10 protein-coding genes are annotated in these 12,162 nt (G+C 61.0%); all 10 read right to left on the bottom strand.

All coding sequences use genetic code 11. The features are described from left to right. Positions 1–4: 4 nt before the first annotated feature. Positions 5–2,989 carry a 2-oxoglutarate dehydrogenase E1 component gene (locus tag ACXHXG_RS18790; RefSeq protein WP_104824599.1) on the bottom strand — a complete coding sequence of 995 codons (2,985 nt, stop codon included), beginning with the start codon at positions 2,987–2,989 and terminating at the stop codon, positions 5–7. Positions 2,990–3,165: 176 nt separating this feature from the next. Next, positions 3,166–4,068, bottom strand: coding sequence for a succinate--CoA ligase subunit alpha (sucD, locus tag ACXHXG_RS18785; RefSeq protein ID WP_457900240.1), 903 nt, complete (start codon positions 4,066–4,068; stop codon positions 3,166–3,168). A 12-nt stretch (positions 4,069–4,080) separates the two neighbouring features. Further along, on the bottom strand, positions 4,081–4,572 hold the full coding sequence (locus tag ACXHXG_RS18780; protein WP_457900239.1) for a DUF1579 family protein: 492 nt from the start codon (positions 4,570–4,572) through the stop codon (positions 4,081–4,083). 5 nt (positions 4,573–4,577) lie between these two features. Further along, positions 4,578–5,771, bottom strand: a complete 1,194-nt coding sequence (gene sucC, locus ACXHXG_RS18775) for an ADP-forming succinate--CoA ligase subunit beta (RefSeq protein WP_457900238.1) — start codon at positions 5,769–5,771, stop codon at positions 4,578–4,580. Between the two features lie 27 nt (positions 5,772–5,798). Continuing rightward, complete coding sequence (gene mdh, locus ACXHXG_RS18770; RefSeq protein ID WP_283047790.1) at positions 5,799–6,761, bottom strand: malate dehydrogenase; 963 nt, start codon at positions 6,759–6,761, stop codon at positions 5,799–5,801. A gap of 180 nt (positions 6,762–6,941) precedes the next feature. After that, positions 6,942–8,105, bottom strand: a complete 1,164-nt coding sequence (gene zapE, locus ACXHXG_RS18765; RefSeq protein ID WP_457900237.1) for a cell division protein ZapE — start codon at positions 8,103–8,105, stop codon at positions 6,942–6,944. A 61-nt stretch (positions 8,106–8,166) separates the two neighbouring features. Then, positions 8,167–8,685 carry a protease inhibitor Inh/omp19 family protein gene (locus tag ACXHXG_RS18760; RefSeq protein ID WP_104824605.1) on the bottom strand — a complete coding sequence of 173 codons (519 nt, stop codon included), beginning with the start codon at positions 8,683–8,685 and terminating at the stop codon, positions 8,167–8,169. 388 nt (positions 8,686–9,073) lie between these two features. Next, complete coding sequence (locus ACXHXG_RS18755; RefSeq protein WP_104824606.1) at positions 9,074–9,853, bottom strand: succinate dehydrogenase iron-sulfur subunit; 780 nt, start codon at positions 9,851–9,853, stop codon at positions 9,074–9,076. A gap of 17 nt (positions 9,854–9,870) precedes the next feature. Continuing rightward, positions 9,871–11,727, bottom strand: coding sequence for a succinate dehydrogenase flavoprotein subunit (gene sdhA, locus ACXHXG_RS18750; RefSeq protein WP_457900236.1), 1,857 nt, complete (start codon positions 11,725–11,727; stop codon positions 9,871–9,873). A 6-nt stretch (positions 11,728–11,733) separates the two neighbouring features. After that, the gene (gene sdhD / locus ACXHXG_RS18745) at positions 11,734–12,114 is read right to left on the bottom strand and encodes a succinate dehydrogenase, hydrophobic membrane anchor protein (protein ID WP_283047794.1); all 381 of its coding nucleotides are present in this window, start codon (positions 12,112–12,114) and stop codon (positions 11,734–11,736) included. Between the last annotated feature and the right edge of the window lie 48 nt (positions 12,115–12,162).

Genomic DNA, 12,162 nt, shown 5'->3' with positions numbered 1-12,162 from the left:
TGCCTTAACCGCCGAGCGCATCCTCAAGGAATGCAGCGAGCTGCGCCAGATGCTTGGACATCAGGCCCGTCGCGGGAGAGGCGGCGGCCGGACGGCCGGTGTAGCGAACCCGCTGGTACTTAGCGTCGATATGGGCGAGCACCCATTCCAGATACGGATCGATGAAGGACCATGCGCCCATGTTCTTCGGCTCTTCCTGGCACCAGACCATCTCCGCATTGCGGAAGCGGCTGAGCTCGTTGATGAGCGCCTTGGCCGGGAACGGATAGAGCTGTTCGATACGCAGCAGGTAGATATCGTCGATGCCGCGCTTCTCGCGCTCTTCCAGCAGGTCGTAATAGACCTTGCCCGAGCAGATGACGACGCGACGAATCTTGGCGTCCTTCTGCAGCTTGATCGGGCCGTCTTTGATCACTTCCGCATCGTCCCAGAGCAGGCGATGGAAGGAGGTTTCCCCCGCCATCTCCGCCAGGCCCGATACCGCACGCTTATGGCGCAGCAGCGACTTCGGCGTCATCAGGATCAGCGGCTTGCGGAAGTCACGCTTCAACTGGCGACGCAGGATATGGAAGTAGTTCGCCGGCGTCGTGACGTTGGCGACCTGCATGTTGTCTTCGGCACAGAGCTGCAGATAGCGTTCCAGGCGGGCCGAAGAGTGTTCCGGACCCTGACCTTCATAGCCATGCGGCAGCAGGCAGACGAGGCCGGACATGCGCAGCCACTTGCGTTCGCCCGACGAGATGAACTGGTCGAACACGACCTGCGCACCGTTGGCGAAGTCACCGAACTGCGCTTCCCACAGCGTCAGCGCATTCGGACGGGCCAGCGAATAGCCGTATTCGAAGCCGAGAACCGCCTCTTCCGACAGCATCGAGTTGATGACTTCGTAGCGGGCCTGGGTCGGCGACAGGTTGGCGAGCGGGATGTAGCGATCTTCGGTTTCCTGATCGTAGAGAACCGAATGACGCTGCGAGAACGTGCCGCGCTCGCAATCCTGACCGGACAGACGGATCTTGTGGCCTTCGACCACGAGCGAGCCGAAAGCGAGCGCTTCCGCCATTGCCCAGTCGATGCCTTCGCCTGTCTGGACCATGCCAGCACGGTTTTCCATGAAGCGCTGGATGGTGCGATGCGCATGAAAGCCGGCCGGAATTTCCGACAGCTTGCGGCCGATATCCTTCAGCGTCTTCATCGGCACCGCAGTCTTGCCGCGACGCTGCTCGTCGGCATTGTCAGCCGTATGCAGGCCCGACCATTCGCCGTCCAGCCAGTCGGCCTTGTTCGGCTTGTAGGACTGGCCGGCCTCGAACTCCTGTTCGAGATGGGCGCGCCAGTCGGCCTTCATCTTCTCGACTTCGCCTTCGCTCAAGACACCTTCGGCGACCAGCCGCTCGGAATAGAGCTGCAGCACCGTCTTGTGGGCGCGAATGACCTTGTACATCTTCGGCTGCGTGAAGGACGGCTCGTCGCCTTCATTGTGGCCGTAGCGGCGGTAGCAGAACAGGTCGACCACAACAGGCTTGTGGAACTTCATGCGGAATTCGGTCGCGATCTTGGCCGCATAGACCACCGCTTCCGGATCGTCGCCGTTGACGTGGAAGATCGGCGCTTCGATCATCTTGGCGACGTCGGACGGATAGGGCGACGAACGCGAGAAAGCCGGATTGGTGGTGAAGCCGATCTGGTTGTTGATGATGACGTGCATCGTGCCGGCGACACGGTGGCCGCGCAGACCGGATAGGCCGAGGATTTCAGCCACGACGCCCTGACCGGCGAAAGCGGCGTCGCCGTGGATCAGCAACGGCACGACCTTGGCGCGTTCGGAGAGCGGAATGATATCGCCGTCCCAGAGAGTGGCGCTCATATCCTGCTTGGCGCGGACCTTGCCCATGACAACCGGATTGACGATTTCCAGATGCGACGGGTTGGCTGTCAGCGAAACGTGCACCTTGGTGCCGTCGAAATCGCGGTCCGAGGAGGCGCCGAGATGGTACTTGACGTCGCCCGAGCCTTCGACTTCGTCCGGCGCGTAGGAGCCGCCCTTGAACTCATGGAAGATGGCGCGGTGCGGCTTGCCCATGACCTGGGAAAGCACGTTGAGACGGCCGCGATGGGCCATGCCGAACACGGCTTCCTTGAGGCCGAGCTGGCTGCCGCTCTTCAGAATCTGCTCCAGTGCCGGGATGAGCGATTCGCCGCCATCGAGGCCGAAACGCTTCGTGCCCTTGAACTTGACGTCAAGGAACTGCTCGTAGCCCTCGGATTCGATCACTTTCTGCAGGATCGCCTTCTTGCGCTCCGCGCTGAAGGCGATGCCCTTGTCGACGCCCTCGATGCGTTCCTGAATCCAGGCCTTCTCCTCCGGATTGGAGATATGCATGAATTCGACGCCGAGCGTCGAGCAGTAGGTGCGCTCGAGGATTTCCATCATCTCGCGCACGCTCGCATATTCGAGGCCGAGCACGTTATCGATGAAGATCTTGCGGTCGAGGTCGGCCTCGGTGAAGCCATAGGCTTCCGGCGACAGCTCCTTGTAGTCTTCGACCGCAGCGGCGATACCCAGCGGGTCGAGCTTGGCGTGCAGGTGGCCGCGCATGCGATAGGCGCGGATCATCATGATGGCGCGGACAGAATCGCGCGTCGCCTGCAGAATGTCGGCGGTGTCCGTCGGCTTACCTGCGGCTTCGGCCTTGGCCTTCACCTTGGTCTCGATCGCCTTCTCGACGATGCCCCAGTTGCCGTCGAGCGCGGAGACGAGCTCGCCGTTTGCCTGGATCGGCCAGTTCTTGCGCTGCCAGGAGGCGCCCTTGGCCGCCTTCTTCACATCGTCAGGACTGTCTTCCAGTGCCTTGAAGAACGACCGCCATTCGTCGGAGACCGACGATGGGTCTTCCTCGAAGCGCGCATAAAGCTGCTCGATATAAGCAGCGTTGGCGCCGTCCAGGAACGAGGTGATCTGAAATTGCTCGTTGGCTTCTTGCCTTGCCATGGTGATATGCGGACGCTCTCGTCCGCCTCCCGACTTGTTTGCTTTGCCGGCTTATGGAAATCCGGCGACCATATTTCGTCCGCGATCCCTTGGGATCACGTATCTGCTTTTACGAATTCGAAGGCCGGACGGGCTGGCGACTGCCGCTTCCCGTCCGGGTCTTGCAATAGGTAGGATCAGCCCTTCAGGACTTCTACCAGCGTCTTGCCGAGACGCGCCGGCGACGGCGACACGCGGATGCCTGCCGATTCCATCGCTGCGATCTTGTCTTCCGCGCCGCCCTTGCCGCCGGAAATTACGGCGCCGGCATGGCCCATCGTGCGGCCGGGAGGTGCCGTGCGGCCGGCGATGAAGCCGACCATCGGCTTCTTGCGGCCCTTCTTGGCTTCGTCCTTGAGGAACTGCGCGGCGTCTTCTTCCGCCGAGCCGCCGATTTCGCCGATCATGATGATCGACTTGGTTTCGTCGTCGGCGAGGAACATTTCCAGGACGTCGATGAATTCGGTGCCCTTGACCGGGTCGCCGCCGATGCCGACAGCCGTCGTCTGGCCGAGGCCTTCATTGGTGGTCTGGAACACGGCCTCATAGGTCAGCGTGCCGGAACGCGAGAGAACGCCGACGGAGCCCTTCTTGAAGATGGAGCCCGGCATGATGCCGATCTTGCATTCGTTCGGGGTCAGAACGCCCGGGCAGTTCGGCCCGATCAGGCGCGACTTCGACTTGATGAGACGGTCCTTGACCTTGACCATGTCGGCGACCGGAATGCCTTCCGTGATGCAGACGATCAGCGGGATCTCGGCTTCGATCGCTTCGAGGATCGCGGCCGCAGCGCCTGCCGGCGGCACGTAGATGACCGAGGCGTTGGCACCGGTTGCTTCTTTGCCTTCGGCGACGGACTTGAAGATCGGCAGCTTTTCGCCGTCCTTGCCGGCCCAGGTTTCACCGCCCTTGAAAGGGTGGATACCGCCGACCATCTTCGTGCCGTGATAGGCAAGCGCCTGTTCAGTGTGGAAAGTACCGGTCTTGCCGGTCAGGCCCTGAACCAGGACCTTGGTGTCTTTGTTGATGAGAATAGACATGCGAGGCCTTTGTTACGAGAGGTTGGAAGACGCGGAGGCAACGCGACGATAGACGCCGCTGACGACCTCCTGCCATGTATCGCTGCCGGCGGGCGAGAAAGTGACGCCCATGCGGTAGCAGTCTTCATTTTCGAACTGGAAGAGAGTGCGTTGTTGACCGCGCGGCGAGACCTTGGTCAGGACAAGCTTGTCGTCGATCCACTCGCCGGAAGCCGGCGCGGCGGGCACGAAGCCGACCGTATCGAACTGATAGAGCTTGTAGGCCTGATCCGCAGCGTCGAAGCCGAGAATGTTCCGGGCTTCGAACGATGTGCTGCCGTCCCGCGTCTGCACGTAGCGCTGTTCGACGAAAAATCCGCCGAACAGACACTCGGCCGTGAGCTGCGCGGTTGCCTTTCCTTCCTTCGTCCAGGCCGAGGCCGCGACATGCTCTTCCCCTTCCCAGGTGCCGGCGAAGGCACCGAGGCGAAGATGAGCAGCCGTTGGAGCGAAGGAAGCAGCCATCCCGATCAGCCCTTGACTGCCTTCACGATCTTCTGGGCGGCATCGTCCAGGTCATCAGCGGAGATGACGTTGAGACCGGATTCGTTGATGATCTTCTTGCCGAGCTCGACGTTCGTGCCTTCGAGGCGAACGACGAGCGGAACCTTCAGACCGACTTCCTTGACAGCTGCGAGCACGCCTTCGGCAATGACATCGCACTTCATGATGCCGCCGAAGATGTTGACGAGGATGCCTTCGACAGCCGGATCGGCGGTGATGATCTTGAAGGCCGCGGTGACCTTTTCCTTGGTAGCGCCGCCGCCGACATCGAGGAAGTTCGCCGGCTCTGCGCCGTAGAGCTTGATGATGTCCATGGTCGCCATGGCAAGGCCGGCGCCGTTGACCATGCAGCCGATGTTGCCGTCGAGGGCGACATAGGCGAGGTCATACTTGTGCGCTTCGATTTCCTTGGCGTCTTCCTCAGTCGTGTCGCGCAGCGCAACGATGTCCTCGTGGCGGAACAGCGCGTTGCCGTCGAAGGAGACCTTGGCGTCGAGGACGCGCAGGTTGCCGTTGGTCATGACGATCAGCGGGTTGACTTCGAGCAGGGCCATGTCCTTTTCGACAAAGGCCTTGTAGAGGACTGGGAAGAGCTTGGCAGCGTCTTCACGGGCAGCGCCTTCGAGCTTCAGCGCGTCGGATAGGGCAGCCGAGTTGGCAGCCGTAACGCCGGTCGACGGGTCGATGGCGACGGTGATGATCTTTTCCGGCGTGTCGTGTGCAACGGTCTCGATGTCCATGCCACCTTCGGTCGAAACGACGAAGGCAACCTTGCCGACCGAGCGGTCGACCAGGATCGAGAGGTAGAGCTCGCGGTCGATATCGGCGCCGTCTTCGATGTAGAGGCGGTTGACCTGCTTGCCGGCCGGGCCGGTCTGCTTGGTCACCAACGTGTGGCCGAGCATTTCCTTGGCGTTGGCAACGACGTCCTCGATCGACTTGGCGAGGCGAACGCCGCCCTTGGCGTCGGGGCCGAGTTCCTTGAACTTGCCTTTGCCGCGACCGCCGGCATGGATCTGGCTCTTGACGACATAAAGCGGGCCCGGAAGCTGCTTTGCGGCGGCTTCGGCTTCATCGGCGGAGAAAATGGCAACGCCGTCCGCGACGGGTGCGCCATAGGTCTTCAGCAGAGCCTTGGCCTGGTATTCATGAATGTTCATGGATTTATCCCTATTGGAACGCGGAAATTACTTCAGCGACGGCGCGATGGTAGCGCAGGCTTCGCAGAGGCCGGCAACGGCTGCGACGGACTTGTCGAAGGCTTCCTTCTCGGCCTTGTTCAGGTCGATCTCGATGACGCGCTCGATGCCGCCGGCACCGATGACGGTGGGAACGCCGACATACATGTCCTTCACGCCGTACTGGCCGGAGAGGTAGGCAGCGCACGGCAGGACGCGCTTCTTGTCCTTGAGGTAGGATTCGGCCATCGCGATGGCGGAAGCGGCCGGAGCATAGTAGGCCGAGCCGGTCTTCAGGAGGCCGACGATCTCGGCGCCGCCGTCACGGGTGCGCTGGATGATTTCTTCGAGGCGTTCCTTGGTGACCCAGCCCATGGTGACGAGGTCGGTCAGCGGAATGCCGGCAACGGTGGAGTAACGGGCGAGCGGCACCATCGAGTCGCCGTGGCCGCCGAGAACGAAAGCGGTGACGTCTTCGACGGAGACGTTGAATTCCTGGGAGAGGAAAAGGCGGAAGCGCGACGAGTCGAGCACGCCAGCCATGCCGACGACCTTGTTGGTCGGCAGGCCCGAGAACTTCTGCAGAGCCCAGACCATGGCGTCGAGCGGATTGGTGATGCAGATCACGAAAGCGTCCGGGGCATATTTCTTGATGCCGGCGCCGACCTGTTCCATGACCTTGAGGTTGATGCCGAGAAGATCGTCGCGGCTCATGCCCGGCTTGCGGGGAACGCCGGCGGTGACGATGCAGACGTCAGCGCCTTCGATCGCGGAATAGTCGCTGGCGCCGGTGAGGTTGGCGTCGAAGCCTTCGACAGGAGAAGACTGGGCGATGTCGAGACCCTTGCCCTGGGGAATGCCGTCCGCGATGTCGAACAGGACGATGTCGCCCAATTCTTTCAGGCCGGCGAGATGCGCCAGCGTGCCACCAATCATGCCAGAACCAATAAGTGCGATCTTGTTGCGCGCCATTTCGGTGTATCCTTTGCGATCAAAATCCGTGGCGGGACACCTTGCAAGGCATCCACCATTGCCGCCAATCGCATAGACCCAAAGGTCGAAATTGGCAATTGATTATTTTTGGATCAGGTATTTCAATCGGTTAGATCGAAAATGTCTTACGTAAACGTAAGACATTTTGTCACCAAAGCGTTACTCGGCGGCGCGTTTTGCCTGAGTCTGGGCAAGATATTCCGCGCTGCGCATCTCGAAAAGCCGCGATGCGGTGCGGTCGAACTCGAAGCCTTCCGTGCCGCGTTTTTCGATCAGAAGCTCCTCCGGCATCACCTCGGCCGAAACGTAAAGCCGGATGGCATGATCGTAAAGCGTGTCGATGAGAATGATGAAGCGCTTGGTCTGGTTGCGCTTTTCCGGCCCGAGCTTCGGAACGCGGTCGAGAAATATCGTGTCGAACCGATTGGCGATGGCCAGAAAATCGGCCGCACCCAGCGGCGCTTCACAGAGATCGGCGAACGAGAAGCGCGCCGCGCGATCGACGGCGAGCGGCACATGGATGGAACGCCCCTTCATCGGAATGTCTGACGGCTGTGCCTTGCGTCCGTGCAGCACCTGCACCCACGACGCATCCATTGCCATATCGGTGCGATCATTGATCGGGGTCAGATAGACCGGCTGGCTATTCAGCTTCTCCATGCGGTAATCCGTTGGCGAGTCCAGCGTGACGACATCGACATGGCGTTTCAAAAGATCGATGAAAGGCAGGAACAGGCCGCGATTGAGGCCATCGCGATAGAGATTGTCCGGCTCGACATTCGATGTGGCAACCAAGACGCAGCCGAGCGAAAACAATTCGGAAAACAGCCGCGACAGGATCATCGCATCGGCGATATCGGTCACGGTGAATTCATCGAAGCACAGCAGCTCCGCCTGACCATAAAGGTCGGCTGCGACCGGCGGTACCGGATCGGCCTGCTTGGTCTCGCCATTCTTGAACTTCAGCCGGTGAGCAGCGATGCGGTTGTGCACATCCGCCATGAACTCATGGAAATGTGCCCGACGTTTCTTGCTGCAAGGCGCCATGTTGAAGAACATGTCCATCAGCATGGTCTTGCCGCGCCCGACACTGCCATGGATGTAGAGGCCACGAACGATCCCCGTCGGCCTCTTGCGCGCGGCAAACATCCAGCCAAGCGCGCTCGATTTGGTCGCCGGTCGCTTCCGCTTGAGATCGGCAAGCACGCGATCGAGGGATTTTGCGACATCCATCTGCGCCGAATCCACCTGAAGCGATCCGGAAGCCGTCAGCGTCTTTAGATGTTCGACGACGCTGATGGAATAGTCGGGCATGGGCTGCATGGGGAAATACCCGCCTGTGCAAGGAGGAAGCGGCTGGACGGCCCAGCCGCTTCAAAAGAGCTTATCGGCTGAGGCTGAGCGGCTGGCCGGATGCCGTGGAACCGTCGAAGCGCGAAGCGGCCGTCTTGTAGAGCGAGCCGATCTGGCTGCCGTCACGATTCTTGAGGATGACCTGCTTGCCGGACACTTCCCAGGAACCCATTGTCGTCAGCTCGCCCGCGCAACCGCGCGTGCCGCCGCGCGAACCGCTGCCGAGATTGGTGAGCGTCAGGAACATGTCGCAGCTCGCGCCGCCATTGCTGACCTTCCAGCTACCGACCATGGATTCCTTGGTCACGTCCTGCGCGGAAGCGGCCATCGCCTGCTGTTGCTGCTGGTTGGCAGCATTCGGCGTATTCGTCGGCGCTGCCGGAAACTGCGAGGCGCCGCCGGTGGTCGGCGGAAGCTGGCTGGATTGGACGGAAGGAACGGGTTGAGCCTGCAATGGCGCGGCAGAATATTCGTCGTTGTATGCTGTGCGCTGGCAACCGGCAAGCGACAGACCTATCGCCGCAGCCGTCGCTGCATATCTCAATTGCATCATCATACTCCTAATTGTCCACCATCGAGGTTTGCACTGGCGCTTAGTTAGGTTGGGATTATCTTATTTCACTTTGGTTAATCAAGTCGCTACGGGGCACAAATCGCTGGAGGGCATAGCTCCGCAAGAATCCGGTCATTTCAAGGCTTAACCAGACAAACCTCATCCGACGAGTTCCTGCAGGTCCGCGTCCTGGCGAAGTTTGCTGGAGAAATCGGAACAACATGCAAGCGAGGCCGATAAAAATTCCGTGAGCTGCAGCGGCGGCATCCGCCTCTTCACCGAGAGCGGCCTACAGAATGATCCCGCTCCGATCCGATGTGGTCGAAGCGGTAATCATGGCGGTCAGGCTATTCCCGCCGCAACAGGGACGAACGGTCGGCGGCGGTCAGATCCGCCGCTCGACCATCATCTTCTTGATTTCGGCGATCGCCTTGGCCGGGTTCAGACCCTTGGGGCAGGTCTGGGCGCAGTTCATGATCGTGTGGCAGCGATAGAGGCGGAACGGATCTTCGAGATTATCGAGACGCTCGCCCTTTGCCTCGTCGCGGCTGTCGATCAGCCAGCGATAGGCCTGCAAAAGAACGGCCGGGCCGAGATAGCGGTCGCCATTCCACCAGTAGCTCGGACAGGAGGTCGAGCAGCAGGCGCAGAGGATGCATTCATAAAGGCCGTCGAGCTTCAGACGATCCTCATGGCTCTGCTTCCATTCCTTCGCCGGCGGCGGCGACACCGTCTTCAGCCAGGGCTCGATCGAGCGGTGCTGGGCGTAGAAGTTCGTCAGATCCGGCACGAGATCCTTGACGACCGGCATATGCGGCAGCGGATAGATTTTCACCGTGCCCTTGATCTCGTCCATGCCCTTGGTGCAGGCGAGCGTATTGGTGCCGTCGATGTTCATCGCGCAGGAGCCGCAAATGCCTTCGCGACAGGAGCGGCGCAGTGTCAGCGTCGGATCGATCTTGTTCTTGATGTAGAGCAGACCGTCGAGCACCATCGGGCCGCAATCGTCGACATCGATGTAATAAGTGTCGATGCTCGGGTTCAGGCCGTCATCCGGGCTCCAGCGATAGACACGGAATTCGCGGGTGTTCGTGGCACCGGCCGGCTTCGGCCAGACCTTGCCTTCACGCATCTGAGAGTTCTTGGGGAGAGCGAGTTCAACCATGGTCAGTTCCTCTCAGATCAGTACACGCGTGCTTTCGGCTCGATCTTGTGCGGATCGATGCCTTCGGCGATCAGGTCGGTGTGAACGGGACGATAGTCGAGCTTCACGTCGCCTGCCTCGTTGACCCAGGCAAGCGTATGCTTGCGCCAGTTTTCGTCGTCGCGGCCGGCAAACTTGCCCTCGGTATAGTCCTCACGGGCATGCGAGCCACGGCTTTCCTTGCGGGCTTCGGCGCCGTAGATCGTCGTGATGGCGTTTGCCATCAGGTTGTGCAGCTCCAGCGTCTCGACAAGGTCGGAATTCCAGATCAGCGAACGGTCGGTGACCTTGATATCGGGCATTTCCTTCCAGATCTCCGAAAGGCGGCGGCAGCCGGATTCCAGCGATTCCTGGGTGCGGAACACGGCGGCGTCTTCCTGCATGGCGCGCTGCATCTTTTCGCGCAGCACCGCCGTCGGCGTCGAGCCGCTGGCGTGGCGCAGGCGGTCGAAACGCTCCATAATCTTGTCGCAGGCGGCAACATTGACCGGCGGAACCGGGCTGTTGCGGTCGATGACCTGGCCGGCGCGGATGGCGGCGGCGCGGCCGAAGACCACGAGGTCGATCAGCGAGTTGGAGCCGAGGCGATTGGCGCCGTGCACCGAGGCGCAACCGGCTTCACCGACGGCCATCAGGCCCGGCAGAACACGCTCCGGATTGTTGCTGTCGGCATTCAGCACTTCACCCCAATAATTCGTGGGAATGCCGCCCATATTGTAGTGAACGGTCGGCAGGACCGGGATCGGCTCGCGGGTGACATCGACGCCGGCGAAGATGCGCGCGCTCTCGGAAATACCCGGCAGGCGCTCATGCAGCACGGCCGGATCGAGATGGTCGAGATGCAGGAAGATGTGGTCCTTGTTCTTGCCGACGCCGCGGCCTTCGCGGATTTCCAGCGTCATGCAGCGCGAAACGACGTCGCGCGAGGCAAGGTCCTTGGCCGACGGCGCGTAGCGCTCCATGAAGCGCTCGCCTTCGGAGTTGACGAGATACCCGCCTTCGCCGCGTGCGCCTTCGGTGATCAGACAGCCGGAACCATAGATGCCGGTCGGATGGAACTGTACGAATTCCATATCCTGCAGCGGCAAGCCGGCGCGGGCAACCATGCCGCCACCGTCGCCGGTGCAGGTATGGGCCGAAGTCGCCGAGAAATAGGCGCGGCCGTAGCCGCCGGTCGCCAGCACCACCATCTTGGCGGCGAAGCGATGGATCGTTCCGTCATCCAGGCACCAGGCGACGACGCCGGTGCAGCGGCTGCCATCGTCGGACATGATCAGATCGAGCGCGAAATATTCGATGAAGAATTCAGCGTTGTTGCGCAGCGACTGGCCATAAAGCGTGTGCAGGATAGCGTGGCCGGTACGGTCGGCAGCGGCGCAGGTGCGCTGAACCGGCGGGCCTTCGCCGTAGTTCTGCATATGGCCGCCGAACGGGCGCTGGTAGATCTTGCCCTCTTCGCTACGCGAGAAGGGCACGCCGTAGTGCTCGAGCTCGTAGACCGCCTTCGGCGCTTCCATGGCGAGATACTGCATGGCGTCGACGTCGCCGAGCCAGTCGGAACCCTTGACGGTGTCGTAGAGATGCCACTGCCAGCTATCCGGCGTCATGTTCTGCAGTGAGGCGGCGATACCGCCCTGGGCTGCGACCGTGTGCGAGCGGGTCGGGAATACCTTGGTGATGCAGGCGGTTCGGAAACCCTGCTCGGCCATGCCGAGCGTGGCGCGCAGGCCAGCGCCGCCGGCGCCGACAACGATCACATCGTAGGAGTGATCGACATATTTATAGGCTTTCCCGTTCTGAGCGGGCCCATTCTGAGCGGATGAATTCGGTGCCATCGGTAATTATCCTACGAACGCGATCTTCAGAATGGCGAAGAGACAGAGCCCGGCCACGATGATCGCGAAGAATGTGTTGAGCATAAGAAGGACGATCTTGCTGATCTCGCTATGGACATAGTCCTCGATGATGACCTGCATGCCGATCCGCATGTGAATGACGCCGGAGACCACCATCAGGCCGAAAATAACGGCAACGATCGGGTTCGACAGCGCGTGCACGACTTCCGCGTAGGGCGCGCCGGCATAGATCATCAGAAAGATGACGAAGAATATGATGAGAGGAACGTTGGCGACGGCGGTCAGGCGCTGGCGCCAGAAATGCTCCGTGCCTTCCTTGGCGGAACCAAGACCGCGGACTTTGCCCAGGGGAGTGCGCATATCCATGAGAAATATCCTTTAAAGCATGATCCCGAAGAGCGTCCGAGCGCTTTC

This window comes from Rhizobium sp. LEGMi-198b (assembly GCF_054114205.1).
The sequence above is the reverse complement of the archived record's forward strand: the minus strand, read 5'-3'. Positions and strand labels throughout refer to the sequence as shown.